The 23,818-nt window shown below is 62.2% G+C and carries 30 protein-coding genes and 1 tRNA gene; 10 read left to right on the forward strand and 21 right to left on the reverse strand.

The genetic code is table 11. The features are described 5' to 3' along the window. Positions 1-60: 60 nt before the first annotated feature. The 15 genes from AC0KXH_RS13665 to aspS form a co-directional block, all read right to left on the reverse strand. Positions 61-136, reverse strand: a tRNA-Lys gene (locus AC0KXH_RS13665). Positions 137-186: 50 nt separating this feature from the next. Then, on the reverse strand, positions 187-861 hold the full coding sequence (gene queC, locus AC0KXH_RS13670) for a 7-cyano-7-deazaguanine synthase QueC (protein ID WP_041109209.1): 675 nt from the start codon (positions 859-861) through the stop codon (positions 187-189). 26 nt (positions 862-887) lie between these two features. Next, the gene (queE, locus tag AC0KXH_RS13675) at positions 888-1,535 is read right to left on the reverse strand and encodes a 7-carboxy-7-deazaguanine synthase QueE (RefSeq protein ID WP_488223559.1); all 648 of its coding nucleotides are present in this window, start codon (positions 1,533-1,535) and stop codon (positions 888-890) included. A 116-nt stretch (positions 1,536-1,651) separates the two neighbouring features. Continuing rightward, on the reverse strand, positions 1,652-2,455 hold the full coding sequence (gene ybgF, locus AC0KXH_RS13680; RefSeq protein ID WP_200629053.1) for a tol-pal system protein YbgF: 804 nt from the start codon (positions 2,453-2,455) through the stop codon (positions 1,652-1,654). A 6-nt stretch (positions 2,456-2,461) separates the two neighbouring features. Continuing rightward, a complete protein-coding gene (pal, locus tag AC0KXH_RS13685) occupies positions 2,462-2,968 on the reverse strand; it encodes a peptidoglycan-associated lipoprotein Pal (protein WP_041109203.1) in 507 nt (168 codons plus the stop codon). 55 nt (positions 2,969-3,023) lie between these two features. Beyond that, a complete protein-coding gene (gene tolB, locus AC0KXH_RS13690; protein ID WP_043221251.1) occupies positions 3,024-4,319 on the reverse strand; it encodes a Tol-Pal system beta propeller repeat protein TolB in 1,296 nt (431 codons plus the stop codon). Then, entirely contained in the window at positions 4,316-5,317 is a 1,002-nt protein-coding gene (gene tolA / locus AC0KXH_RS13695; protein WP_061338159.1) for a cell envelope integrity protein TolA, read from the reverse strand. Before tolA ends, tolB begins: the two co-directional genes overlap by 4 nt. Then, the gene (tolR, locus tag AC0KXH_RS13700; protein ID WP_041109197.1) at positions 5,317-5,769 is read right to left on the reverse strand and encodes a protein TolR; all 453 of its coding nucleotides are present in this window, start codon (positions 5,767-5,769) and stop codon (positions 5,317-5,319) included. The genes tolA and tolR overlap by 1 nt, the downstream gene beginning before the upstream one ends. Positions 5,770-5,780: 11 nt before the next feature. Further along, positions 5,781-6,473: a protein TolQ gene (gene tolQ, locus AC0KXH_RS13705; RefSeq protein ID WP_041109195.1), complete on the reverse strand. Its 693-nt coding sequence runs from the start codon at positions 6,471-6,473 to the stop codon at positions 5,781-5,783. A 2-nt stretch (positions 6,474-6,475) separates the two neighbouring features. After that, the gene (gene ybgC / locus AC0KXH_RS13710) at positions 6,476-6,919 is read right to left on the reverse strand and encodes a tol-pal system-associated acyl-CoA thioesterase (protein ID WP_041109193.1); all 444 of its coding nucleotides are present in this window, start codon (positions 6,917-6,919) and stop codon (positions 6,476-6,478) included. Between the two features lie 48 nt (positions 6,920-6,967). Further along, on the reverse strand, positions 6,968-8,023 hold the full coding sequence (gene ruvB, locus AC0KXH_RS13715; RefSeq protein ID WP_200291373.1) for a Holliday junction branch migration DNA helicase RuvB: 1,056 nt from the start codon (positions 8,021-8,023) through the stop codon (positions 6,968-6,970). A 4-nt stretch (positions 8,024-8,027) separates the two neighbouring features. Next, on the reverse strand, positions 8,028-8,633 hold the full coding sequence (ruvA, locus tag AC0KXH_RS13720; RefSeq protein WP_041109189.1) for a Holliday junction branch migration protein RuvA: 606 nt from the start codon (positions 8,631-8,633) through the stop codon (positions 8,028-8,030). A gap of 41 nt (positions 8,634-8,674) precedes the next feature. Beyond that, the gene (gene ruvC / locus AC0KXH_RS13725; RefSeq protein ID WP_041109187.1) at positions 8,675-9,199 is read right to left on the reverse strand and encodes a crossover junction endodeoxyribonuclease RuvC; all 525 of its coding nucleotides are present in this window, start codon (positions 9,197-9,199) and stop codon (positions 8,675-8,677) included. A 149-nt stretch (positions 9,200-9,348) separates the two neighbouring features. Beyond that, positions 9,349-10,095, reverse strand: a complete 747-nt coding sequence (locus AC0KXH_RS13730) for a YebC/PmpR family DNA-binding transcriptional regulator (protein ID WP_041109185.1) — start codon at positions 10,093-10,095, stop codon at positions 9,349-9,351. A 57-nt stretch (positions 10,096-10,152) separates the two neighbouring features. Beyond that, positions 10,153-11,928: an aspartate--tRNA ligase gene (aspS, locus tag AC0KXH_RS13735; RefSeq protein WP_061341117.1), complete on the reverse strand. Its 1,776-nt coding sequence runs from the start codon at positions 11,926-11,928 to the stop codon at positions 10,153-10,155. Positions 11,929-12,180: 252 nt separating this feature from the next. On the opposite strand from aspS, the gene AC0KXH_RS13740 reads away from it, so the two are divergent. After that, positions 12,181-12,651, forward strand: coding sequence for a Dps family protein (locus tag AC0KXH_RS13740; RefSeq protein WP_041109182.1), 471 nt, complete (start codon positions 12,181-12,183; stop codon positions 12,649-12,651). 201 nt (positions 12,652-12,852) lie between these two features. Then, positions 12,853-13,485, forward strand: coding sequence for a cold shock domain-containing protein (locus AC0KXH_RS13745; protein ID WP_061341118.1), 633 nt, complete (start codon positions 12,853-12,855; stop codon positions 13,483-13,485). 23 nt (positions 13,486-13,508) lie between these two features. Here AC0KXH_RS13745 and AC0KXH_RS13750 read toward each other — a convergent pair whose 3' ends face one another. Both AC0KXH_RS13750 and AC0KXH_RS13755 read right to left on the reverse strand, forming a co-directional pair. Continuing rightward, complete coding sequence (locus tag AC0KXH_RS13750; protein WP_041109179.1) at positions 13,509-13,715, reverse strand: SlyX family protein; 207 nt, start codon at positions 13,713-13,715, stop codon at positions 13,509-13,511. A gap of 2 nt (positions 13,716-13,717) precedes the next feature. After that, the gene (locus AC0KXH_RS13755) at positions 13,718-14,140 is read right to left on the reverse strand and encodes an HIT domain-containing protein (protein ID WP_043221258.1); all 423 of its coding nucleotides are present in this window, start codon (positions 14,138-14,140) and stop codon (positions 13,718-13,720) included. Between the two features lie 381 nt (positions 14,141-14,521). Here AC0KXH_RS13755 and AC0KXH_RS13760 point away from each other — a divergent pair, with 381 nt between their 5' ends. The 4 genes from AC0KXH_RS13760 (at position 14,522) to AC0KXH_RS13775 (ending at position 19,243) form a co-directional block, all read left to right on the forward strand. Then, positions 14,522-15,820: an OprD family porin gene (locus AC0KXH_RS13760; RefSeq protein WP_488223560.1), complete on the forward strand. Its 1,299-nt coding sequence runs from the start codon at positions 14,522-14,524 to the stop codon at positions 15,818-15,820. Between the two features lie 159 nt (positions 15,821-15,979). Next, positions 15,980-17,695 carry a proline--tRNA ligase gene (locus AC0KXH_RS13765; RefSeq protein WP_488223561.1) on the forward strand — a complete coding sequence of 572 codons (1,716 nt, stop codon included), beginning with the start codon at positions 15,980-15,982 and terminating at the stop codon, positions 17,693-17,695. Between the two features lie 10 nt (positions 17,696-17,705). Further along, complete coding sequence (locus tag AC0KXH_RS13770) at positions 17,706-18,659, forward strand: hypothetical protein (RefSeq protein WP_312381152.1); 954 nt, start codon at positions 17,706-17,708, stop codon at positions 18,657-18,659. A gap of 11 nt (positions 18,660-18,670) precedes the next feature. Further along, on the forward strand, positions 18,671-19,243 hold the full coding sequence (locus AC0KXH_RS13775) for a lytic transglycosylase domain-containing protein (protein ID WP_041110679.1): 573 nt from the start codon (positions 18,671-18,673) through the stop codon (positions 19,241-19,243). A 3-nt stretch (positions 19,244-19,246) separates the two neighbouring features. Here AC0KXH_RS13775 and AC0KXH_RS13780 read toward each other — a convergent pair whose 3' ends face one another. Further along, on the reverse strand, positions 19,247-19,705 hold the full coding sequence (locus AC0KXH_RS13780; RefSeq protein ID WP_061338151.1) for a TlpA family protein disulfide reductase: 459 nt from the start codon (positions 19,703-19,705) through the stop codon (positions 19,247-19,249). 204 nt (positions 19,706-19,909) lie between these two features. On the opposite strand from AC0KXH_RS13780, the gene AC0KXH_RS13785 reads away from it, so the two are divergent. After that, positions 19,910-20,302, forward strand: coding sequence for a hypothetical protein (locus AC0KXH_RS13785; RefSeq protein ID WP_043221272.1), 393 nt, complete (start codon positions 19,910-19,912; stop codon positions 20,300-20,302). On the opposite strand, the gene AC0KXH_RS13790 is transcribed toward AC0KXH_RS13785, so the two are convergent. Together AC0KXH_RS13790 and AC0KXH_RS13795 are read right to left on the reverse strand one after the other, a co-directional pair. Further along, positions 20,303-20,491, reverse strand: a complete 189-nt coding sequence (locus AC0KXH_RS13790; RefSeq protein ID WP_312939657.1) for a hypothetical protein — start codon at positions 20,489-20,491, stop codon at positions 20,303-20,305. A 128-nt stretch (positions 20,492-20,619) separates the two neighbouring features. Continuing rightward, complete coding sequence (locus AC0KXH_RS13795) at positions 20,620-21,828, reverse strand: YihY family inner membrane protein (RefSeq protein ID WP_269263038.1); 1,209 nt, start codon at positions 21,826-21,828, stop codon at positions 20,620-20,622. A 147-nt stretch (positions 21,829-21,975) separates the two neighbouring features. Between AC0KXH_RS13795 and arsC the strand changes: the two genes are divergently transcribed. From arsC to AC0KXH_RS13810, 3 genes are read left to right on the forward strand one after another with little or no spacing between them, the layout of a single operon-like run. Continuing rightward, on the forward strand, positions 21,976-22,329 hold the full coding sequence (gene arsC, locus AC0KXH_RS13800; RefSeq protein WP_041110671.1) for an arsenate reductase (glutaredoxin): 354 nt from the start codon (positions 21,976-21,978) through the stop codon (positions 22,327-22,329). Continuing rightward, positions 22,326-22,931, forward strand: coding sequence for an NAD(P)H:quinone oxidoreductase (wrbA, locus tag AC0KXH_RS13805; RefSeq protein WP_043221275.1), 606 nt, complete (start codon positions 22,326-22,328; stop codon positions 22,929-22,931). The genes arsC and wrbA overlap by 4 nt, the downstream gene beginning before the upstream one ends. Next, positions 22,924-23,334: a DUF2069 domain-containing protein gene (locus tag AC0KXH_RS13810; protein WP_041110668.1), complete on the forward strand. Its 411-nt coding sequence runs from the start codon at positions 22,924-22,926 to the stop codon at positions 23,332-23,334. Before wrbA ends, AC0KXH_RS13810 begins: the two co-directional genes overlap by 8 nt. Before the next feature lie 49 nt (positions 23,335-23,383). On the opposite strand, the gene AC0KXH_RS13815 is transcribed toward AC0KXH_RS13810, so the two are convergent. Next, complete coding sequence (locus AC0KXH_RS13815) at positions 23,384-23,815, reverse strand: GNAT family N-acetyltransferase (protein WP_488223562.1); 432 nt, start codon at positions 23,813-23,815, stop codon at positions 23,384-23,386. Positions 23,816-23,818: the final 3 nt, after the last annotated feature.

Raw genomic sequence — 23,818 nt, forward strand, 5'->3', positions numbered from 1 at the left:
GCAGCTATAAAAAAACCGGAACTCACTGGAGTTCCGGTTTTTTGCTCCCAGAGCGGGATATGGTGGGTCGTGTAGGATTCGAACCTACGACCAATTGGTTAAAAGCCAACTGCTCTACCGACTGAGCTAACGACCCGATGCGGGCGCATGATACGGATTTAATTAATCAAATCAAGCACTTTTTCATCAACGATAGCGCGTGGCATCGGCCAGGCCAGCTTGAGCGAAGCCAGCAGCACGCAGGCGACAACTGTCACACACCCCACATGCACGCCCGTCATCGTCTGCCTGGTAGCAGGACACGGTGGTCGCATAGTCAACACCCAGTTCAGTGCCACGCCGTATGATTTCGGCCTTGCTCATATGCTGCAGTGGCGCCTGGATCCGGAAGCCGTTGCCCTCGACGCCGGCCTTGGTCGCCAGGTTCGCCATGCGCTCGAATGCCTCGATGAACTCCGGCCGGCAATCGGGGTAGCCGGAATAGTCGACCGCGTTGACCCCAATGAACAGATCATGCGCCTGGAGCACTTCGGCCCAGCCCAGCGCCAGCGCGAGGAACACCGTATTGCGCGCCGGCACATAGGTCACCGGCACGCCCTCGCCAGGCTGTTCCGGCACATCGATACTGGTGTCGGTGAGCGCCGAACCGCCAATACCGTTCAAGTTGATGCCAACGACCTTGTGCTCGGCCACGCCCAGCTGCCGCGCCACACGCTCGGCCGCCTGCAGCTCAGCGCGATGACGCTGGCCATAGTCGAAGCTCATGGTGTAGCAGGCGAACCCCTGGCTACGCGCGATCGCGACGACCGTTGCCGAGTCCAAGCCGCCCGACAACAGGACGACCGCCTTTTTCTCATTCATGGCAATTCTCCGTGCGACCACACCGATCAGTGGCCTGGTTCGTCATTCCAGATGATCTTGTGCAACTGCAACTGCAGACGCACCGGCAGGTTGTCCGCCACGATCCAGTCGGCCAGGTCACGAACGTCGACTTGTCCATGACTCGGCGAGAACAGGACCTCACCGGCCCGCCGATCGAGCCCGTACTCGATCAGTTTGGATACGGCCCAGTCGTAGTCCTCGCGGGAACAGATGACAAACTTGACCTGGTCGTTAGCGGTGAGCTCGGCGATGTTCTCGTAACGATTGCGCCGCACCTCTCCCGAACCGGGGGTCTTGAGGTCGAGCACCCGACTTACGCGCCGATCGGTTGCCCTGATATCCAGCGCACCACTGGTTTCCAGGGAAACCTCGTAGCCCGCCTCGCAAAGCCGCTGCAGCAAGGGCACGCAGTTCGGCTGCGCCAAGGGCTCACCGCCGGTCACGCAGACATAACGCGGCCTGTGGCGAGCGACTTCGTCGACGATGGCATCCAGCGTCATCGTTTCGCCGCCACTGAAGGCGTAGGCGGTATCGCAATAGTGGCAGCGCAGGGGACACCCGGTCAGGCGTACGAATACCGTGGGCAGGCCACTGGTACGCGTCTCCCCCTGCAGCGAGTAGAAAATCTCGGTAATTCGCAGGGTCTGTTGCATATCAGCCACGGGCGTGACGGCTAAACAGGCCATCCGCCTCCGTTGCAAGTGAAGGGAAGTCGCGCATTGTAAAGCAAGAACCCGCCTGGGTGGCGGGTTCTTTGGCGAACAGAGCGTTAGCGATTGAGCTGTCGCTGTGCCAGCTGTGCGGCCGAGCTATTGGGGTACTGGGCAATCACCTGCTTCAGAATCCCCTGCGCCTTGTCTCGATTACCGAGGCGCAGTTCCACGTCGGCCAGCTTGTAAAGCGAATCAGGCACCTTGCTGTGCTGAGGGTAAGCCTGGCTGACCTTGGCGAACGCCTGGCCTGCCGACTGCAGGTCGCCTTTGGCGAGATTTACCTCGCCCAACCAATACTGCGCGTTACCGGCGTACTGGCTATTGGGATATTTGCGCAGAAACGCGCCGAAGGCCTGGCTGGCCTTGTCGAAATCCTTCGCCTTGATCAGGTCGAAGGCCGCATCGTAATACAGCTTTTCCTTTGCCGGATCGCCAGCAGGAGCGGCAGCCTGAGTAGGAGCGGCATTCGCCCCCGAACCTGCGCCGGCCAGCTCGGCCGCGGCCGTGGAAGGCTGGTTGCCCGCTGAAGCGCTACCGGAGAGGCGGCTGTCCAGATCCTTGTAGCGTTCGAGCCCTTGCTGCTCCAAACGCTGGATCTGGTTCTGCTGTTCTTCGAGCATGCCGCGCAACTGCGCGATCTCTTCCTGCATCTGCTGCAGCTGCTGGAAAAGCATGCCCTGCGCCGAAGCCGGAGCTGTCGCCCCGCCTCCGACGTAGGCACCGCCGCTTTCAGGGGCGGCCACAGGGTAGCCTCCCCCGTAGCCCGAATTGGAGTCAGGCTCGATGACCGGAACCTGGGCCGCCGCAATCAGCGGCAGCCCAAGTACAGCAATACTCACGAAGCGGCGGTACAGGCGCATGACGAATTACTTGCGCAGTTCGACGCGGCGGTTCTGAGCCCAGGACTGCTCGTCGTTGCCCATGGCGACCGGACGCTCTTCGCCGTAGGAAACCAGCTCCAGCTGAGCCGGGGAAACGCCCTGCAGTACCAGGTAGCGCTGAACGGCCTTGGCACGACGCTCACCCAGCGCCATGTTGTATTCGCGGGTGCCACGCTCGTCGGTGTGGCCTTCCAGCACGACGCGAGCGCCGTTGCCCTTGAGGTCCTTGGCATGGACGTCCAGAGCGCGCATGGCTTCAGGCTTCAGGTCGGAGCTGTCGTACTCGAAGTAGAAGGTAGTGATCGCACGCAGGGCGGCTTCTTCGCTCAGGCTGCCATCCAGCGAACCGGCGTCGGCACCGTAGCCAGCGTTAGGATCCATGCCCGTAGCCGAGCCTTCGCCCGAGTCGTCGCCGCCCTTGGACGAACAACCGACAGCGACAGCCATGGCCAGAGCCAGCGCGGTGAACTTACCGAATTTCAGCATTTCCATCTGTAACAACCCCAGGTGTGGTTTTGGTGTTTTGGTTAAAAAGCGTGTTACCGCATCAGTTCAGGTAAGGGGACCAGGATGGCTCACGGACTTCGCCCTGAGCAGTAGGAAGCGGGAGCCTAACTCGACCATTGATGGACACGAGCATCAAGACTCCCCGGCCCTGCTGGCGGGTGGCGTAGATTAGCATGGTGCCATTAGGCGCAACAGTGGGCGACTCGTCCAGACTGGTCTCCGAGAGGATGCGCAGATTGCCGCGCTGCAGGTCCTGCGCGGCCACCTTGAAGTTCGTGTAACCGTCCTGGCGATGAATCATCACGAGTGTCTTTTCATCCGCCGATAGCTTTGGATTGGCGTTGTAGTTGCCAACAAAGGTCACCCGTTCGGCCGCCCCGCCACCCAGGCGCTGCTTGTAGATCTGCGGCTTGCCGGCGCGATCGGACGTGAAGTAAATGGTCTGACCGTCAGCCCCCCAGAAGGGTTCGGTGTCAATGGCATAGTGATTGGTCAACCGCTGCATCTGCCGCGTGCCGAGGTTCATCACGTAGATCTCGGGATTGCCATCCTTCGACAGCACGAAGGCAAGCCGATTGCCATCCGGCGAGAACGCCGGCGCACCGTTGAGGCCCTCGAAGTTGGTGATCTGCTCACGACGCCCGGTGTCGATGTGCTGGACGAAGATGCGCGGGCGCTTCTGCTCGAACGAGACGTAAGCAATGCGGCGGCCATCGGGCGAATAGCGCGGCGACAGGATCGGTTCGCGCGATTGCAGCAGCGTCACTGCGCGTGCACCGTCATAGTCGGAGCGTTGCAGCGTGTAACGCGTGTTGGCGCCCATACGCTCAGCCGTCACATAAAGCAGGCGCGTCGAGAAGGCACCGCGGATGCCGGTCAGCTTCTCGAATGCCTGATCGGAGACGTAGTGCGCCATGTCGCGCAACTGGTCTGGCGTACCGCCGACGCTGCCAGACATGACCTGCTGCTCGGTGGATACGTTGAACACGCCGAACTGGACCTGCAGACGGCCGCCCGCCGGCTGGATGCTGCCGACGATCACGTACTGGGCGCCCAGGGCTTTCCAGTCGCGGTAGATGATTTCACTGGCACGGGTCGGCAGGCTGATCATGTTCTGCCGCGGAATCGGCTGAAAAGTACCGGAGTTGCGCAAGTCGTTACCGATGATGTCGGCCATGTCCTCGGGCAGCACGGTGCCGCCTTGCCAGCCGAAGGGCACCACCGCGATGGGGGTGGCTCGATCGGTCCCACTGGTCACCACAAGCGGATCGGCCGCCTGGACGGAGCCGACCAGCAGCGTCAGGCCGACCAGCGCGATACGAATCAGGGTTTTCACAGATCCAAATCCTCTGGTTTGAAAATCATGCGCCGCTGCCGGTACATCCGGTCGAACGTAGCGCGGTCCAATTCCTGCATTTCCGGTATGCGCCCGACATTGCGGACCGCCGCGACGGCCGAATTGTCAAAGGCACTGTCACCACTCGAGCGGGTGACGCTGGCATTGGTGATGGTGCCATCAGGCAGCATCTGGATGTTGACCTCGACGCTCATGCCGTTGCGCGCCGAAGGCGGTCGCCGCCATTGCTGGCTCACCAGGCTGACGATCAGGTCGTCCAGGCTGCCGGCAACCTGGTCTCCCTGGGTATCAGCCAGGGCCTGCTGCCGCTCGGTGGTATCCGACAGCAACTCGGCAAGGGCCTGGGCCTTCTTGTCCTCGGCCGCCTTGCGCGCCGCCTCGGCAGCCGCTTTCTTCTTCGCCTCTTCGGCAGCCTTCTTCTTGGCCGCCTCCGCCGCCGCCTTTTTCCTGGCCTCTTCGGCCGCCTTTTTCTTCGCAGCCTCGGCAGCAGCCTTCTTCTTCGCCTCCTCGGCGGCTTTCTGCTTGGCCAGCTCTTCGGCCTTCTTCTTGGCGATATCGGCCTGCTTGCGCTGCTCGGCCTTCTTCGCCTCTTCCGCTTTCTTGGCTTCAGCAGCCTTCTTCTGCTCGGCCGCTTTCTGCGCTTCGGCCTTTCGAGCCGCTTCGGCCTTCTTTTGTTCCGCAGCCTTGGCCTGAGCCAGCTTCTGCTGCTCGACCTTGCGTTGTTCCATCTGCTCGGTCTCGAACTGCTTGGCGGCAGTCTTCTTCGCCTCGCCGGCAATTTTCTGGTTGGTTTGGGTCGTCGCCTGGCTCTGAGACTTCAGCTGATACAGCGTGGCCTGCACGATGGGCTTGGATGGGGGCAATTCCGGCGTCATCGCGAAGCTGACGAACAGCATCGCAAAGATGATGAGGTGCAGACCGACCGCCAGGATGGTTGGCCAGAAAAAGCTCTCCGAAGACGAGCGCTCCTGCTGCATCACGGCGCCTCGGTAATCAGGCCGACATTACCGACGCCAGCTTCCTGCAGGCCGCCCATGGCGGCCATCACGGCGCCGTAGTCGACCGCCTTGTCGCCACGCACGAAGACCTGTACCTGCTTACCCTGGCTGCGACTCTGGTTCATGATCGCGGTCACCGCGCGGGTCATTTCATCCAGCGTCAGCGCCTTGTCCTGCACGGTATCGGTGTCGACTTCCGAGCCCATGTTCCAGTAGTAGGTCTTGTCGGCCTTGATCGAAATGGTCAGTACCTGGGCATTGTTGTCCTGCGGCAAGGCCTCACTGCTAACCTTCGGCAGGTCGACCTTGACGCCCTGGTTCAACATCGGTGCGGTGACCATGAAGATGACCAGCAGTACCAGCATCACGTCGATGTACGGCACCACGTTCATCTCGGCGACCGGTTTGCGTCTGTTGCGAATTCTGGCCATGGCCGTCGACCTCAATCTTCGGAGGTGTGGACTTTGCGATGCAGGATCGCCTGGAACTCGTCGGCGAAAGTGTAATAACGCGCGATCAGCATCTCGCCACGGGCGGAAAAGCGGTTATAGGCAATCACGGCGGGAATGGCGGCGAACAGGCCGATCGCCGTAGCGATCAGGGCCTCGGCGATCCCCGGAGCGACGGTCGCCAGCGTCGCCTGCTGGACCTGAGCCAGGCCACGGAAGGAGTTCATGATTCCCCAGACGGTACCGAACAGACCGATATAAGGACTGGTCGAGCCCACGGTGGCAAGGAAAGGCAGGCTCTGTTCGAGCTTTTCTTCCTCACGCGAGATCGCCACGCGCATGGCCCGGTTGACGCCATCCATCACCGCGTCGGGATCGACGCCCGGCTGCTGGCGCAAGCGCGAGAACTCCTTGAAGCCGGCGCGAAAGATCTGCTCGACACCGCAATCGGGATCCGGATTGCTGCCGGCCTGGCGGTAGAGCTTCGACAGGTCGATGCCCGACCAGAAGCGCTCCTCGAAGGCCTCGAGCGACCGCTTCGCCGCACGCAACAGGTTGCCGCGCTGAAAGATCAGGATCCACGAAGTCACCGAAGCAGCCACGAGAATCAGCATGACCAGTTGCACCACGAAGCTGGCGTTGCTGATCAGGCTCCACATGGACATATGGTCGACGTTGGCTTCCACGCTCACTCTCCTGCAGGGGATAGACCCGAACCGCCAAAGGCGCCACGCAGTGCCTCGGGGATGGCTCGGGGTTTCAGATTCTCGGCTCGCACGCATGCGACCCAAACGTGGCCTTCGCACAGCAGCGCATCGTCGCTTGCGCGCCTGACCTGCTGGCGAAAGCGCAGGCTGGCTCGCTTGAGCTCTACCACCTCGGCACTGACCTGCAGCTCGTCGTCGAGCCGGGCCGGCGACAGGTAACGCGCCTCGACCGAATGCACGACGAATAACAGGTCATCGTCGACGAGCTGCGACTGGGCGAAACCCAGCTCACGCAGTCGCTCGGTACGAGCCCGTTCCATGAACTTGAGGTAATTGACGTAGTAGACGATACCGCCAGCATCGGTGTCTTCGTAATAGACACGGCAGCGATGCGTAAAAGGCTTTGCTTCGGATTGCGCGCGCATACTAGAGCTCAGTTGATCGGTTGCCAATCGGGTGGAAGAACAATTTTTTCAACCATCCGTTTCAGGACCGAAAAGGTCCGGCGTAGGCGACTCCGACAGGCGCCTGGGCAGGTTCAGGCCGAAGTGAAGGTAGGCATGGCGGGTCACCACACGCCCGCGCGGCGTGCGCATGATGTAGCCCTGCTGGATGAGATAGGGCTCCAGCACGTCCTCGATGGTATGACGCTCCTCACTGATCGCCGCTGCGAGACTGTCGATCCCCACCGGCCCGCCGTCGAACTTCTCGATCAGGGTCAGCAGCAGGCGCCGATCCTGATGGTCGAATCCATGCTCATCCACGTCGAGCATATTCAGCGCGAGGTCGGCAATTTCCTGGGTGATCTCGCCCTTGCCCCGTACCTCGGCGAAATCTCGCACCCGCCTCAGCAGGCGGTTGGCGATACGCGGCGTGCCGCGTGCGCGCCGCGCAATCTCGAAAGCCCCCTGCGGCTCGATCGGCAATCCCAGAATACCGGCGGAACGGCCGACGATCGTCGACAGATCTTCGGTGGAATAGAACTCCAGGCGCTGCACGATCCCGAAGCGGTCACGCAAGGGATTGGTCAGCATACCGGCGCGAGTGGTCGCGCCGACCAGAGTGAACGGAGGCAGGTCGAGCTTGATCGAGCGCGCCGCAGGCCCCTCGCCAATCATGATGTCGAGCTGGAAATCTTCCATCGCCGGGTAGAGCACCTCTTCGACGATGGGGGAAAGGCGATGGATCTCGTCAACGAACAGCACGTCGCCCGCCTCGAGATTGGTGAGCAGCGCCGCCAGGTCGCCGGGACGCTCGAGCACGGGGCCTGAAGTACTTTTGATCGAGACGCCCATTTCCTGGGCGACGATATTCGCCAGCGTCGTCTTGCCCAGACCTGGCGGCCCAAAGATCAGGGTGTGATCGAGCGCTTCGCCACGCATCTTGGCCGCACGAATGAACAAGTCCATCTGCTCGCGAACCGTTGGCTGCCCGATGTAGTCGGCCAGGCGCAGCGGGCGAATGGCGCGATCGAGCTGCTCATCTCGGTCACGGCTGCTCGCGGTGATCAGGCGGTCGGCTTCTATCATGCGCTTACACCATTCCCTTGAGCGCGCGGCGGATCATCTCTTCACTGCTCAAACCGTCTTCCCGTATCGCGGATACCGCACGGCTGGCCTCCTGCGGCTTGAAGCCAAGGGAGATCAGCGCGCTGACCGCATCATTCTCGGCGCTTGAGACTGCCGCAGCGGCGCGAGGTTCAACCACCAGCGTGGCAATCGATGGCATGGTCTCCCAGGCCTTGAAACGGTCTTTCAGCTCGACCAGCAGGCGCTCGGCGGTCTTCTTGCCGACGCCCGGGATCTTCACCAGCACCGAGGTATCCTGCGCCTGGACACAGCGCACCAGCTCGTCGACTTCAAGGCCGGACATCAGCGCCAGCGCCAGTTTCGGCCCTACCCCGTTGAGCCGGATGAGCTCGCGAAACAGCTCACGCTCGCGCTTTTCGTGGAAGCCATAGAGCAGGTGGGCGTCTTCACGCACCACCAGATGGGTATGCAGCGTCAGCATTTCCCCTACCGCCGGCAGCCGGTAGAGCGTGGTCATCGGCACTTCGACTTCATAACCGACGCCGTTGACATCCACCACCAGATGCGGCGGCTGTTTTTCCGCCAGTTGACCCCGCAAACGACCTATCACGCTTGGGCACTCCTGTTCTCGGCCGATAGCCGGCCGACGTTCTACAACCGCAGACGGCCACCGCGGCGCTTGGCGCTGGCGAGGCCGTGGGGAATGAGGCTCTGTCGATGGTGTGCATGGCACAGCGCGATCGCCAGGGCATCCGACGCGTCGATCTGCGGCTTCTGAATCAGCTTGAGCAGGTGCATCACCATCATCTGCACCTGCTGTTTGTCTGCGCCGCCGGTGCCGGCAATTGCCTGCTTGACCTGCGTCGCGGTGTATTCAGCGACTTCGAGACCACATTCGGCGGCGGCGACGATCGCGGCGCCCCGCGCCTGCCCGAGCTTGAGCGCCGAATCGGCATTGCGCGCCATGAACACCTGTTCGATGCCCATGGTAACCGGCCCATAGAGGCGGATGACTTCACTGATGCCCCGATACACAGCCTGCAAGCGCGCATGAAGCTCACCCCCTCCGGTCCGAATGCAGCCGGAAGCGACGTACTCGCAGCCTTTGCCCGTGTCGCGCACCACACCGTAGCCGGTGATACGCGAACCGGGGTCGATACCAAGGATCAAGGTCATCTCAGCAACACTGTCTATCCATCCAGGCGGCGAGTATAAGCGGCTATGCGCTCCCGAACCATCGGCCCCGTAAATGATCGGCCGGCGCCGTACAAACAAAGAAGCCGGAAGCCCCAGGGGGTGCCTCCGGCTTCCGGCAGCGCGACCACTCAGTCCAACTGTTCCATGATCTCGTTGGAGATTTCAGCGTTGTGGTAGACGTTCTGCACGTCGTCCAGGTCTTCCAGGGCATCGATCAGGCGCAGCACCTTCTGCGCCGTCTCCAGGTCGGCCACAGGCGCCGAGATCGACGGAATCATCGCGATCTCCGCCTCATCGGACTTGAAGCCCGCTGCGGCAAGCGCCTCGTTGACGGCATGGAATTCGGTGAAGCTGGTGTAGACCTGAGCGGAGCCATCATCCTCGACCACCACGTCATCGGCGCCGGCTTCCAGCGCAGCCTCCATCAGACTGTCCTCGTCGACACCGGGCGCGTAGCTGATCACGCCTTTGCGATCGAACATGTAGGCCACCGAACCGTCGGTGCCCAGGTTGCCACCCTGCTTGCTGAATGCATGGCGCACTTCGGCGGCCGTGCGATTGCGGTTATCGGTCATCGCCTCGACGATGATCGCCACACCGCTGGGCGCATAACCTTCATAGGTCAATTCGACGACGTTGTCCGCGTCGTTGTTGCCAGCGCCACGGGCGATGGCGCGATCGATCACGTCACGCGACATGTTGGCGGTCAGCGCCTTGTCCACCGCGAGGCGCAACCGCGGATTGTCCGCCGGAATCGCACCGCTCTTGGCCGCCACGGTCAGCTCACGAATGAGCTTGGTGAAAATCTTGCCGCGCTTGGCGTCCTGGCGCCCCTTGCGGTGCTTGATGTTGGCCCATTTGGAATGACCCGCCATGAATCTCTCCCTCTCTAGAACGCTGTTGGCGCCGGAGCCAGGGCCCCGGCGCGACCATCACTCTGCTTTCGGCTGCTCGCGCAGGCGAATGTGCAGCTCGCGCAGCGCCTTGCTGTCGACGGCGCCGGGCGCCTGGGTCATCACGTCCGCCGCACTCTGCGTCTTCGGGAACGCGATGACTTCGCGGATCGATTGCGCACCGGTCATCAGCATGACCAGGCGATCCAGACCGAATGCCAGACCACCGTGCGGCGGCGCTCCGAACTTCAGGGCATCGAGCAGGAAGCCGAACTTCTCTTCCTGTTCGGCCTCGTCGATGCCGAGGATGCGGAACACTGCCTGCTGCATTTCCTTGCGATGGATACGAATCGAGCCGCCGCCAAGCTCGGTGCCATTGAGCACCATGTCATAGGCACGCGACAGGGCCGCTGCCGGGTTGGCCTCCAGCTCTTCGGGCGTGCATTTGGGCGATGTGAACGGATGGTGCAACGCCGACAGCGAGCCGTCGTCGTTCTCCTCGAACATCGGGAAGTCGACCACCCACAGCGGCGCCCAGTCGCAGGTCAGCAGCTTGAGGTCATGGCCGAGCTTGATGCGCAGCGCGCCCAAGGCCTCGGAGACGATCTTCGCCTTGTCAGCACCAAAGAAGACGATATCGCCATCGACCGCACCGACACGGTCGAGAATCGCATTGAGGTTGTCTTCCGGGATGAACTTGACGATCGGCGACTGCAGGCCCTCGACGCCCTTGGCGCGCTCGTTGACCTTGATGTAGGCCAGGCCCTTGGCGCCGTAGATGCCGACGAACTTGGTGTAGTCGTCGATCTGGCTGCGCGGCATGCTGGCAGCGCCCGGCACACGAAGCGCGGCCACGCGGCCTTTCGGATCGTTGGCCGGACCGGAGAACACCTTGAACTCGACCGCATTGAGCTGATCGGCCACGTCCACCAGCTCCAGCGGGATGCGCAGGTCCGGCTTGTCCGAACCGTAGCGGCGCATGGCTTCTTCGAAGGGCATGTGCGGGAACTCACCGAACTCGACATCCAGCACTTCCTTGAACAGCTTGCGGATCATGCCTTCGGTGATGCCGATGATGTCGGCTTCCTCGAGGAAGCTGGTCTCGATGTCGATCTGGGTGAACTCGGGCTGGCGATCGGCGCGCAGGTCTTCGTCACGGAAACACTTGGCGATCTGGTAGTAGCGGTCGAAACCCGCCACCATCAACAGCTGCTTGAATAGCTGAGGCGACTGCGGCAGGGCGAAGAAATTACCGGCGTGGGTACGGCTGGGCACCAGGTAGTCACGCGCACCTTCGGGTGTCGGGCGCCCGAGGATCGGCGTCTCGACATCGAGGAAGCCGTTCTCGTCCAGGTAGCGACGGATGCTGGCGGTGATACGCGAGCGCAGTTTCAGTTTCTCGGCCATCTCAGGACGGCGCAGATCGACGAAGCGGTAGCGCAGGCGGGTTTCCTCGCCGACATCACTGTACTCGTTGAGCGGGAACGGTGGCGTTTCGGCTTCGTTGAGCACTTCCAGCTCGTAGCCCAGCACCTCGATGGCACCCGAGGCCATGTTGGGGTTCACCGCACCGGCCGGGCGCAGGCGAACCTTGCCGGTGATCTTCACCACGAACTCGCTGCGAACACGATCGGCCTTGGCGAATGTCTCGGCACGGTCGGGATCGAATACCACCTGCGCCAGCCCTTCACGATCGCGAATGTCGAGAAAGATCACCCCGCCATGATCGCGACGGCGATGTACCCAACCGCAAAGGGTGATTTCCTGACCATCCAGGCTTTCGTTCAACTGGCCGCAATAGTGGCTGCGCATCATGGTGGCTTCGCTTCTCGTATCGGTGAATTCGTTGATCGCGGCACGACTTCGCTGAGCACTTCGAGCCGCCGGGCACAAGCGCGGGATTCTATCAACTTAATCAGCATGACGCAGCCGTCGACCAGCCGCCGCTGGGAACCGCCGCGGCGCCCCTCGCTCAAACATCGGTGATGCCACCGCACTTGCCTGCCATCATCATGGCCTTTGTGGCTTACTATCCAGGCTTGGCTCAACCAAACAGGAGAACGACACATGGATATCAACATCGGCATCGCCGAACAGGACCGCGCCGCCATTGCCGAGGGGTTGTCCCGCCTGCTGGCCGACACCTACACCCTCTACCTGAAGACCCACAACTTCCATTGGAACGTCACCGGGCCCATGTTCAACACGCTGCACCTGATGTTCGAAACGCAGTACACCGAGCTGGCCGTCGCGGTTGACGACATCGCCGAGCGTATCCGCGCACTTGGTTTCCCCGCGCCCGGCACCTACGCCGCGTACGCTCGCCTGTCTTCGATCAAGGAAGAAGAAGGCGTGCCAAGCGCCGAGGAAATGATCAAGTTGCTGGTCGAAGGCCAGGAAGCGGTCGTACGCACGGCACGTGGCATCTTCCCACTGCTGGACAAGGTCAGCGACGAACCCACTGCCGACCTGCTGACCCAGCGCATGCAGGTCCACGAAAAGACCGCCTGGATGCTGCGCAGCCTGCTAGCAGCCTGAGCCGCCGCGCGTGGGCAGCAACTGCCCACGCGCCCCTTCCCTGACGCCCTTCACGACCACCGATTTGATGCCGCCCGCCGGCTCCTGTTAAATACCGCCGCGCCTCGGCGGCCCTTCCTTCTATATCAACGTCATCCTGACCGTTACGCTTCGGGACAGCGCCGCTCGAGCCTTTCCATTTTTGTAGTTGTGAGCTCAGACATGTTGAAGATCGTCCACCTGTTGACGGGCGTCGCTGCCCTGCTGCTGTCCTTTGCACCAAGCCTGCGCGGCCAGGCTCCGTTTCTCGAACACAACGCCGCCCTCGGCCTGTTCATGGTCGGCCTGCTCAATATTCAGTTCATTCCGTTCTATCGGTTGCAGGTTCAGGGCGTACGCCCGGTACTCGCCGCCGCATCGGCACTGATGATCATCGCGGCAATCGTTCAGGCGATCGTCGTCCTCGCCCCGATCGGCCAGATCGCCGGCCAACCGGCAACACTGGCCACACTGCTGCTTGCGGTGGTCGCCGTACTGCTCCACCTCGCATCCCTGCAGACCCAGGCCGGCAGCCGACCGCAAGCCACCTCACATCGCCGCAGCGGCGCACCGAGCGCCGGCGAAACGGCCGGCACCGAAGGCCCTCGGGAAACCGGTACGGTCAAGTGGTTCAACACCTCGAAGGGTTTCGGCTTCATCTCGCGCGAGTCAGGCGAAGACGTGTTCGTGCACTTTCGCGCCATCCGCGGCGAAGGCCACCGCATACTGATCGAAGGCCAGCGCGTCGATTTCACCATTGTCCTGCGTGACAAGGGCCCGCAAGCCGAAGACGTGGTGATTCTGCACAGCCGATAGGCTCGCCGCTCCGCCGCCCTTAATTAATAATGTGGCGGCGGAGCTTCTTCCCCCTCATCACCCAAGCGACTCTGCATCTCTTCCTGCCGACGCGAGAGCACTTCGAGCTGCAGCTGCAAGCGATCGATGATTCTCTGCTGCTCGACCAGCACATCGCTCAAGGTCTGCAAGGTATCGTCCTGGAACGCCAGACGGGTTTCCAGATCTGCAATACGGGACTCTGCATCCATCATCATTCTCCAGATCTAAGCTGATCGGCCAGCACCAGCTTGAGCTTATGCCTGATCTCGGCGACCTGCTCGTCACTGTAGGGCTTTGCCGGTAACCGGCCCCAGACCGGAGAGGGCCAGCTGGCGTCGCCTTTGCGTCGGGCGATGACATGCACATGCAACTGACTCACGACGTTGCCAAGCGTAGCCACGTTCATCTTGTCCGCGCCAAAGGTGTCCTTGACGATTTCCGCCAGCGCCGTCGCCTCCCTCCAGAGCAGCTGCTGATCGCCGACATCGAGCTGAAACAACTCACTGACCTCTTCTCGCCTGGGCACCAGGATGAACCAGGGATAGTTCGCATCGTTCATGAGCAACAACCGACAGAGCGGAAAGTCGCCAATGGTCAGGGTGTCCTGCGCTAGGCGCGCGTCGAGAACAAACATAGCTCACTCCTCAGTTCGAACGGGCAGCGCCGCAACAAGCCCAAAGGATACGCCAGCCGCGAGCGCACGGCAGCGTCTGCGCCCAGCACAGGCGCATTCGCCACCGGCAAGCGCACCAAATCGGTGCCTCCGCCTCCATGATTAATCCGCAACCTGCCCGCAGACCAAGCAAAACCGTTGTAGGCACAGGACTTGCTAAGCTCACCACAATGGCGCGAATGGCCTTTTCGGTCGGGCAACCTTGCCCTAGCGCAAGACCCCGACTAGACAGTACATTCAGCAGATAGCGCGGCGCCGGAGGCCGAGTTGCCCGCTAAAAATAAGAAATGCCCGCTTTAGTTCGCGGGTAGGCATCGTTTTAATCCAAAGGAGCAAATCACGATGAAAGTGATGAAGTGGAGCGTAATGGCCCTGGCCGTAGCGGCAGGCACGTCGCAGATGGCCGTTGCCAGCCAGCAGTCCGAATCCAAGGGCTTCGTCGAAGACGCAAGCCTGGACCTTTTGCTGCGTACTACCTATTTCAACCGCGACTATAAGGACGGTGAGGATGATGTTCGCAGCCTAGGTCAGGGCTTCATTACGAGCTTCGAATCGGGCTTCACCCAAGGCACCATCGGTGTTGGCGTAGACGCATTTGGTCTGCTGGGCGTTCGTCTGGATGGCGGCAGTGGTTACAACTATCCCGCCATGTTCGAGTTCGATTCGGACGGTGATCCGGTACGTGACGTGGGCCAGGCCGGCGCGGCCGTGAAGTTTCAATTCTCCAACACTGTTGTGAAGTATGGCGATCAAATGCCGTTTATGCCTGTCCTGGCATACGACGATTCCCGCCTGCTGCCCGAGTCTTTCACGGGCACCCTGATCACCAGCAAGGAGATCGAAGGCCTCGAACTGAATGCCGGCCGCTTTACCGCCGACAGCTCCATGCAGTCGTCCAGCCACGACGACGTAGGCCTCAAGAGCATCGACGTAGTTGGCGGCACCTACGCCTTTACCGATAACCTGAGCGCTTCGCTTTATTACGCCGACAACGAAGACGTTGCGAAGAAGAAGTATGCAAACGTCAATTACGTGATGCCGTTCAGCAGCGACCAATCGCTCACATTCGACTTCAATATCTACCGCTCCGACTACGACAAGGACTTCATTCAAGCCGCGACGACCGTGACGGACAGCGCGGGTAATGTGACGACCCCGGGCGTACGTGAGTCCCAGGACAACACCATCTGGAGCCTGTCAGCCAAGTACAGCGTAGGCGCACACGCCTTCATCCTGGCGCACCAGCGGGTCACTGGGGACGCTGCTTATTACTATTACGATATCGGCGATGGCGGCAGCTCCATCTGGGTGGCCAACTCTTTCTACTCCGACTTCAACTCCAAGGACGAGCGCTCCTGGCAGGCCAGCTACGAGCTTGACTTCTCCGACTACGGCGTTCCCGGCCTGTTCTGGAAGACCGCCTACGTGTATGGCGACAATGTCGACACCGGCACTGGCGAAGGCAAGGAGCGCGAGTTCTTCAACCAGGTCCAGTACGTAGTCCAGAGCGGTCCGGCCAAGGACCTGTCACTGAAGCTGCGCAATTCGATCTATCGTTCCAACGACAACATGCGTGACTACTACAGTGCAGATCTCAACGAGATCCGCGCCTTTATCGAATACCCGCTGAGCATCCTGTAACACTGCTCGGCAGTACTCGATCCTCTAGAGCCCGGCGAAAGCCGGGCTCTTTCGTTCACGAGAGCCAGCCGGCCAGCGCTGCATTCTGTACGCGCATCACCACCGGCCGTACAATGCCGAGCCACCTTTACCGCTTCCCTGCAAGGACACAACGGCCACATGCGCACCAGTCAGTTCCTGCTCTCGACTCTAAAAGAAACCCCTTCCGACGCAGTGGTCATCAGCCACCAGCTGATGCTACGCGCCGGCATGATCCGCAAGCTGGCTTCGGGCCTCTATACCTGGCTGCCAATGGGGCTGCGAGCGCTGCGCAAGGCCGAGGCAATCGTCCGCGACGAGATGAACAAGGCCGGAGCCCTGGAAGTCTTGATGCCAGCCATCCAGCCGGCCGAGCTGTGGCAGGAATCGGGGCGCTGGGAACAGTACGGCCCCGAACTGCTGCGTGTGAAGGATCGCCACGAACGCGATTTCTGCGTCGGCCCGACGCACGAAGAGGTCATCACCGACCTCGCGCGCAACGAGCTGAACAGCTACAAGCAATTGCCGATCAACTTCTATCAGATCCAGACCAAGTTCCGCGACGAGATCCGTCCGCGTTTCGGGCTGATGCGCGGACGCGAATTCCTGATGAAGGATGCCTATTCATTCCACCTGTCGCAGGAGTCGCTGCAGGAAACCTACGACCGTATGCACCAGGCGTACTGCAACGTCTTCACCCGGCTGGGCCTGGATTTCCGCCCGGTGCAGGCCGATACCGGATCGATCGGCGGCACTGGCTCGCATGAATTTCACGTCCTGGCCGAGTCCGGCGAGGATGCGATCGCCTTCAGCAACGGTTCCGACTACGCGGCGAACATCGAAAAGGCCGAAGCGGTCCCGCGGGAGGTCGAGCGCGGCGCAGCCACCCAGGAGCTGCGCCTGGTCGATACGCCTGATGCGAAGACCATCGCTGCCCTGGTGGAGCAGTACGACCTGGCGATCGAAAAGACGATCAAGACACTCGTCGTGCATGCCGCCGAAGAGGGCAAGCTCGTTGCCCTGATCGTGCGCGGCGATCACGAACTGAACGAAATCAAGGCCGCCAACCTCGAACAGGTCGCCAGCCCGCTGGTTTTTGCGTCGGAAGCCGAGATTCGCGGCGCGATCGGTGCCGGTCCGGGCTCGCTGGGTCCGCTGAACCTGCCGATCCCTTGCGTCATCGACCGTTCGGTAGCGCTGATGAGTGACTTCGCAGCCGGCGCGAATCAGGATGGCAAGCATTATTTCGGGCTGAACTGGGAACGTGACCTGCCGCTGCCGGCGATCGCTGATCTGCGCAACGTCGTCGAAGGCGACCCGAGCCCGGACGGCAAGGGCACGCTGGTGATCAAGCGCGGCATCGAAGTCGGCCACATCTTCCAGCTCGGCACCAAGTACAGCCAGGCGATGAACTGCCAGGTCATGGGTGAGAACGGCAAGCCCGTAACGCTCATCATGGGCTGCTATGGCATTGGCGTTTCCCGTGTCGTGGCGGCTGCGATCGAGCAGAACTACGACGAGCGCGGGATTCTCTGGCCGGATGCGCTGGCGCCTTTCCAGATCGCACTCGTGCCGATGAAGTACGACAACGAGGTGGTCCGCGAGGCGACCGACAAGCTTTACGCCGACCTGACCGCCGCCGGCTACGAAGTGCTGCTGGACGACCGTGACAAAAAGACCAGCCCCGGCGTCAAATTCGCCGACATGGAGCTGATCGGCATTCCGCATCGCGTGGTAATCAGCGATCGCGGCCTGGCCGACGGCACCCTGGAATACAAACATCGTCGCGATAGCGAAGCCCAGGCCGTCGCCATCGCCGACTTCCTGCCCTTCATCAACGCTCGGGCACCCCGCTGACCGCCAAACCATGCTCAACCAACGAGTTGTCATCCAAACCGGCGCCGTGCTCTGCGCGGCGCTGCTGCTAGCAGGCTGCGCCAATCACCTACCGCAGCGCAGCGAACACGAAGCCCGCACCGAACGCAAGCTGCTCGACCACAGCCTGCGCATCGAGGTCGGCGACCCCCTGGTCCTGGAGCTGCCGCAGCGACGCATCCGCGTGCAGGAACAGAAGACCTTCGAGGTCACCGACTTCGAGGTCACCCGTCGCTATGATCGCTACACGCCGTATCAGCCCTGGCGCGAACTCTACGAGATACCGCTCGGCGCGGTCGCCGTGGTTGCTGGTATCGGCGCAAACGTGGTGAATGTCGTGGCGCTAGGCAACGTGCCGACCACCGCGACCCGGGATTGGATCAGCTATGGTTTCGCCGGGCTCAACCCGTTCATGAACGTCGAAACCAATGGCCGCTCGCAGCAGAACCTGGCGAGCGTTCAGGAGCAACGGCGCGATGCGCGGCTGGAGTATTCCAGCCTGCCCTGGGCCGAGCGACCGGTCACCGTGCAGGCCGGCGAGCAAAGCCACCAACTCAATACCGATCGCAACGGAATCCTGCGCCTCAACCTGCTCGACGGGCCGTTTGCCGATCAGGACATCGCCCAGATCGGCAAGCTGCAACTGAGCGTGGAGGACGACACGGACAACACACGTGCCGACGCCGTGCTGCTGGTCAGCCACAACCTGCGCAGCAAGCTTCAGGAAGCACACGCCCTGATTTTCGACGACCTCGAAGGAGACGATGTCTCGCGCTGGGTCTACAGGGTCAAGCGGCTGTCGGAACTGGGCCTTGAGGAAGAGGCCAGCGAGCTGGAACAAAGCCTGATCGAGCTGACCCGCCACGACCCGGAATTGCAGCAGCAGTTTCTCACCAGCCTGCTGCAGGAAGCCGGGCGGCAGGCGTCACCGGCCAACGCCGACTGAGTGCACGGTCGATGAAGCGGCATGGATGCCTTCTGCTTCTGCTGTTGGTCCTGGCGTGCCCCGCCGCTGCCAGCCTGCGCCAGGCACCCGAGCCGGAGCTGCGCCAGCTCCTGCAGCAAACCGTCGCCGAGGCGGACAGCTTCCAGGACCGCTTCGAAGCGGAGGTCTGGCTGCTGGATATGTCGACCCGCCTTAAGCGTTTCGTTCCAGATGCCGAAGAGCGTCTCGAACTCCTACGACTTGTGCATCGCGAAGCAACCCGCGCCGGACTGCGCCCCGACCTGGTGGTCGCTCTGATCCATGCCGAGAGCCGCTTCGACCGCTTCGCTATTTCGAGCGTTGGCGCACAGGGCATGATGCAAGTGATGCCGTTCTGGAAAGCCGAGCTCGGCCGGCCGCAGGATAACCTGACCGACAACGCCACCAACCTGCGTTACGGATGCACCATCCTCAGCTACTACCTGAAACGCGAGAATGGTGACCTGCGTCGAGCGTTGGCCCGCTACAACGGCAGTCTCGGCAAAGATCACTACCCGGCCAGGGTGATCGGCTTCTGGCAGGACTTCTGGTATGTGCGGCCCTAGGCATCAATCAGCGCCGCCGAGTTGTTCGATGCGGGCCAGCAGGCCATCGGCACTTTGTTCGCCGACCAGGCGCTCGCGGACCTTGCCCTGCGTGTCGACCAGATAGGTCACCGGCAAGACCGGACTGCGCTCGAGCCCCAGCCGCTCGGCGGGATCCTCGCTCAACACCCGGAAGCGTATGCCCAAGGCTTCTACCGCCTGGGCCAGCTGCTCGCCACGCAGCTCGTCGAAATTCACGCCTAGAACGGCAACATCCGGTCGAGTACTGGCCAGCCGATTCAACTCGGGCACCTCGGTGCGGCAGGGTGCACACCACTCGGCCCAGTAATTGATCACCAGCCAGCGCCCATCCAGATCACCAGAGGCAACGGGCCGACCATGCTGATCGACACCCCAGTCTGCGTCGCAGCCACCGAGCAGCACTGCCAGCGAGAGCACGGTAAGGGTGATGATGCGCTTCATGCCTTGCCTCATTTACAACAGCGAACGAAGGCCCGATTGTGCCGCCGCCGTGCTCGCTTGGCGACCTCTGTCTGCGAGCGCGAGGCGCCAGCCCGGCACTCGATCTGCGAGTCCGGTCACGGGAGCCCACGGCAACGCTCACAGTTTGCCCTCAAGGCACTGCTTATAATTCGGCCCTTCTCCAACGAATCGGTAACCTGCGCCATGTCCAAGCAATACGAGAAACTCGTCGGGACCGTACCCGCTCGCATTGTTCAACAAGCCACGCTCGTGTTGACGACGCATGACGGCAAGGTGGCCGAATTCAATGTCGCAGCCTGGCTGCAACTGCCCGGACAGATAGGCCGCAGCCTGTCACTACTGGCACGTTATCGGGATGGAAATACGGTGCGCGAGGTGGCGATCGATCATGGTCGCGTCGATCAGGTGGGCAAGATACTGCTGTCAGGTGTCGCCAACCTGCCGGTCAGGCATAGCATTGAGGAGCTGCAAATCGTGGCCCGCTCGATCTACGAGCTGAACGCAGTGACCGTCGACGAGCTCTTCGCGCAACCCGCCGCCCCGGCCGAGCCCACCCAGTTGCAGGTTCAGGCCTGACTAACCGACCGCCTGCTCCACGCTCGCGGTCGGTTTATCCTCCATGGCGCAGCCGCCCTCTGGCGGACGCTCGACCAGCGAATCAGGCCAGTGACTGAAGCGCAATCCAGTCAGTCGATTGAGCGCCTCCAATGCCGCCTCCGGCGCTCGCCGGTGCAGATGAATCACCTTGCCGCATTTGCTGTCCATAGGCCGTCCTCCACTTCTCGCATGATGCATAGCGAGATCCGTGCCACCGCCCGGAACCGCCCACGCGCCACGCAGCCACGGGCATACCCGACCGGTCAGACGGGCTATCGATTGGCACGCACATTCACCTACTGACGTTTTTCGTCACCCTCACCGCGCAGCCAGCTGGCCAGGCTGCCGCCGAACAGCCGAGCCTGCTCCTGGCGCAGGCTCGCCAAGGCCTGCCGCAGCGGGATATACCACGGCTCATCGAGTGGCTGGCCGAGCGCTTCGGGATCATTGACCGGCCATGGGTTGTTGCGCATCAGCTGCTGCATCTCGTAGCCACCGAGATCGCGGCACAGGACCCAGCCGCCGCTGCCGGTACGCGTGACCAGCTGTTCGGACTCAAGGAAGCCGATCAGCTCATCCCACTCGTCATTCGGCAGCGACCAGCCCGCTTTACGCAGACCGCGCAGGTCAAGATCACGTCCCTCCTGCTGGCGCGCGTAGAGGATGCGTAGCAACACCAACAGCAGTGCCAGCTTGGGAAGCCGACGCCGACGCCATTCGGCCGATGAGGACAACCCGCAGACCAGCTCGGCGCCGAACAGCACGATCATCCAGGACAGGTAGATCCACAGCAGGAACAGCGGCACCGTGGCGAAAGCCCCGTAGATCAGCTGATAGCTGGGAAAATAACTGACATAAAGGCCAAACAGCTGCTTTGCGGCCTCGAACAGCAGCGCTGTGAAAGAGCCTCCCACCAGTGCGTGCTTGAGCGGTACCCGGGTGTTCGGCACCGCAGCATAGATGAGCGTGAAGGCCGCCACGCTGAGCAGCAATGGCATGACCTTGAGCAACGCGCTGGCACCGATGATCGCGTGCGGCCCGGAGAGCAGGGTCAGCGAAGTGAGGTAGGTGCTGGTGGCGAAGGCCGCACCGAGTAGCAAGGGGCCAAGGCTGAGAATCGCCCAATACAGCAGAAAGCTCGATATCCCCCGCCTGGGCTGACGGACCCGCCAGATGGTGTTGAACGCCTTCTCGATGGTCAGCAGCATGGTCAGCGCTGTGGCCATCAGCAGACCAACGCCAAACCAGGTCAGCTGGCGGGCCTGAGTGGAGAAAGCAACCAGGTATTCCTGGATGGTCGCACCCGTCGAGGGGATGAAGTTGCGAAAAATGAACAGCTGGATCTGCTCGCCGACGCCATGGAACGCGGGTATCACCGACAGCATCGCGAAGGTCACCGTCATCATCGGCACCACGGCGAACAAGGTGGTGTAGGTCAGCGCCGCGGCGCTGTGCGGGCCTCGATCCGCGAGAAAGCGCCGTAGCAGAAAACGTCCGAACTCCATCAGTTTGTCGAAGCGCAAATGCAGTCCTCTTCGCCTTGCTGTCGTTTCGGACAGCCTCGAAATCCCCTGCTGTCCATGCAGCCGGGTTTCGGCACGCCGCCCGGTGGAGGTTAGAATGGCCGCCCTCACCGGCCGGACGCAACCGAAATGACCGATCTGATCCTCTACCACAATCCGCGCTGCTCGAAATCGCGCGGCGCGCTCGAGCTGCTCCAGGCGCGCGGCATGGAGCCCACCATCGTGCGCTATCTGGACACGCCGCCGAGCGAAGCCGAGCTGCATGCGCTTCTGGCCAAGCTCGGCTTCTCGGCTCGGCAACTGCTGCGTACAGGCGAAGAGGAATACCAGAGCCTTGGTCTCGCCGACACGGCATTGACCGACGCGCAGATCATCGCAGCCATGGCCCGCCATCCACGGCTGATCGAGCGGCCGATCCTGATCGCCGGTGACAAGGCTGTGATCGGCCGGCCGCCGGAAAAGGTGCTGGAGTTGCTGGCATGAGCGCGCCCTACATTCTGGTGCTGTACTACAGCCGCCACGGGGCGACGGCCGAAATGGCACGGCAGATCGCTCGCGGCGTCGAGCGTGCCGGCCTGGAGGCGCGTTTGCGCACCGTACCGGCCGTATCTACCGAATGCGAAGCGGTCGCGCCGGCAATTCCGGACAGCGGAGCGCTGTACGTCACCCAGGATGACCTGCGTCACTGCGCTGGCCTGGCGCTCGGTAGCCCGACCCGTTTCGGCAATATGGCCGCACCGCTCAAATACTTTCTCGACGGCACCAGCAACCTCTGGCTGACCGGCGAACTGGTCGGCAAGCCGGGCGCCGTGTTCACCTCGACCTCGAGCCTGCACGGCGGACAGGAAAGCACCCTGCTTTCCATGCTGCTGCCATTGCTGCACCACGGCATGTTGCTGATGGGCCTGCCGTATAGCGAAAGCGCATTGCTGGAAACGCGCGGTGGCGGCACGCCCTATGGCGCCAGCCATTTCGCCGGCGCCGACGGCAAGCGGCCGCTGGACGAACACGAAATCACCCTGTGCCGGGCACTTGGCGAACGCCTGGCCCGTACCGCAAGCATGCTGGAGACGTCACGTGGCTAGAAAGAACAAGCCGCTGCCCGCGCAAGCGTGGCTCGAGCCCCGGGTCCGTGTCGTCCGCGCGGTCAGCCTGCTCAGCTACCTGGCGTTGTTTCTGTTGGTCGGCATCTGGAACGGGGTGTTCGCCGACCTGCACGGCGCGCGGACATGGGTGGTGCTTAGCATCCTCCTGATCCCGCTGCTGATCGTCGCGCCGGGCGTGCTGCTCGGCCACGCACGCGCACATGCCTGGCTGTGCTTCGTGGTCAACTTGTACTTCATCCGCGGTGTGCTGGCAGCCTTCGACCCGGCGCGCAGCCTGTATGGCTGGGCCGAGGCGCTGGTCAGCCTCGTACTGTTCTGCAGCGCTCTGCTGTATACACGCTGGAAGTCGCAATTGGACCGTCGGCTGGCTGGGGAAAGCTGACCGCGAGCCTGGCGCTGCTTCGCGGCGCCAGGCCTGTGCGCCGCCCGACCTAGTCGATCGGCCTCGCGCGCATGAGCCACTCAAGCTGCCCGGTGTGTGCATCGACCCGCTGGCACACCGTCTCGAAGCCCTGCGCCAGGTAGAACTGTACGCTGGGCTGGTTGGTCAGATAGACCGATAGCGTCAGCTCGCCACGCAGGCGCCTGGCATGGTTCAGCAGCGCCGTGCCGATGCCCCGCCCCTGCCACTCAGGCTGAACGAACAAGGCCGCCAGCGTATGGCCGCTGGGCGCATGGAAGCCGACCACACGCCCTTCCTGCTCATAGACGAACACCTGCGAAGCGGGCAGATAGCGCGTGCGCATGTCATCGAGCCGGGCACGCCAGAACTCAGCCGGAACGAAATCGTGCGCGGCAATGGAGGCCGCCAGCCAGATATCCAGGATGGCCTGCGTGTCGTCGTCGTTGGCACTGCGGATCATCTC

Source organism: Stutzerimonas sp. CXK-1, from assembly GCF_057738225.1.

Excerpts from the sequence above, each read along its gene's own strand:
- queC (WP_041109209.1), bottom strand. The coding sequence starts at position 861 with ATGAATGAGAAAAAGGCGGTCGTCCTGTTGTCGGGCGGCTTGGACTCG.
- AC0KXH_RS13780 (WP_061338151.1), bottom strand. The coding sequence starts at position 19,705 with ATGAAGCGCATCATCACCCTTACCGTGCTCTCGCTGGCAGTGCTGCTC.
- aspS (WP_061341117.1), bottom strand. The coding sequence starts at position 11,928 with ATGATGCGCAGCCACTATTGCGGCCAGTTGAACGAAAGCCTGGATGGT.
- queE (WP_488223559.1), bottom strand. The coding sequence starts at position 1,535 with ATGCAACAGACCCTGCGAATTACCGAGATTTTCTACTCGCTGCAGGGG.
- ybgC (WP_041109193.1), bottom strand. The coding sequence starts at position 6,919 with ATGCGCGCGCAATCCGAAGCAAAGCCTTTTACGCATCGCTGCCGTGTC.
- wrbA (WP_043221275.1), top strand. The coding sequence starts at position 22,326 with ATGAGCGCGCCCTACATTCTGGTGCTGTACTACAGCCGCCACGGGGCG.
- arsC (WP_041110671.1), top strand. The coding sequence starts at position 21,976 with ATGACCGATCTGATCCTCTACCACAATCCGCGCTGCTCGAAATCGCGC.
- AC0KXH_RS13815 (WP_488223562.1), bottom strand. The coding sequence starts at position 23,815 with ATGATCCGCAGTGCCAACGACGACGACACGCAGGCCATCCTGGATATC.
- AC0KXH_RS13745 (WP_061341118.1), top strand. The coding sequence starts at position 12,853 with ATGTTGAAGATCGTCCACCTGTTGACGGGCGTCGCTGCCCTGCTGCTG.
- pal (WP_041109203.1), bottom strand. The coding sequence starts at position 2,968 with ATGGAAATGCTGAAATTCGGTAAGTTCACCGCGCTGGCTCTGGCCATG.
- AC0KXH_RS13770 (WP_312381152.1), top strand. The coding sequence starts at position 17,706 with ATGCTCAACCAACGAGTTGTCATCCAAACCGGCGCCGTGCTCTGCGCG.
- AC0KXH_RS13765 (WP_488223561.1), top strand. The coding sequence starts at position 15,980 with ATGCGCACCAGTCAGTTCCTGCTCTCGACTCTAAAAGAAACCCCTTCC.
- AC0KXH_RS13730 (WP_041109185.1), bottom strand. The coding sequence starts at position 10,095 with ATGGCGGGTCATTCCAAATGGGCCAACATCAAGCACCGCAAGGGGCGC.
- AC0KXH_RS13755 (WP_043221258.1), bottom strand. The coding sequence starts at position 14,140 with ATGTTTGTTCTCGACGCGCGCCTAGCGCAGGACACCCTGACCATTGGC.
- ruvC (WP_041109187.1), bottom strand. The coding sequence starts at position 9,199 with ATGACCTTGATCCTTGGTATCGACCCCGGTTCGCGTATCACCGGCTAC.
- tolR (WP_041109197.1), bottom strand. The coding sequence starts at position 5,769 with ATGGCCAGAATTCGCAACAGACGCAAACCGGTCGCCGAGATGAACGTG.
- AC0KXH_RS13775 (WP_041110679.1), top strand. The coding sequence starts at position 18,671 with ATGAAGCGGCATGGATGCCTTCTGCTTCTGCTGTTGGTCCTGGCGTGC.
- ybgF (WP_200629053.1), bottom strand. The coding sequence starts at position 2,455 with ATGCGCCTGTACCGCCGCTTCGTGAGTATTGCTGTACTTGGGCTGCCG.
- AC0KXH_RS13790 (WP_312939657.1), bottom strand. The coding sequence starts at position 20,491 with ATGGACAGCAAATGCGGCAAGGTGATTCATCTGCACCGGCGAGCGCCG.
- AC0KXH_RS13795 (WP_269263038.1), bottom strand. The coding sequence starts at position 21,828 with ATGGAGTTCGGACGTTTTCTGCTACGGCGCTTTCTCGCGGATCGAGGC.
- AC0KXH_RS13750 (WP_041109179.1), bottom strand. The coding sequence starts at position 13,715 with ATGGATGCAGAGTCCCGTATTGCAGATCTGGAAACCCGTCTGGCGTTC.
- tolA (WP_061338159.1), bottom strand. The coding sequence starts at position 5,317 with ATGCAGCAGGAGCGCTCGTCTTCGGAGAGCTTTTTCTGGCCAACCATC.
- AC0KXH_RS13740 (WP_041109182.1), top strand. The coding sequence starts at position 12,181 with ATGGATATCAACATCGGCATCGCCGAACAGGACCGCGCCGCCATTGCC.
- ruvB (WP_200291373.1), bottom strand. The coding sequence starts at position 8,023 with ATGATAGAAGCCGACCGCCTGATCACCGCGAGCAGCCGTGACCGAGAT.
- AC0KXH_RS13785 (WP_043221272.1), top strand. The coding sequence starts at position 19,910 with ATGTCCAAGCAATACGAGAAACTCGTCGGGACCGTACCCGCTCGCATT.
- AC0KXH_RS13760 (WP_488223560.1), top strand. The coding sequence starts at position 14,522 with ATGAAAGTGATGAAGTGGAGCGTAATGGCCCTGGCCGTAGCGGCAGGC.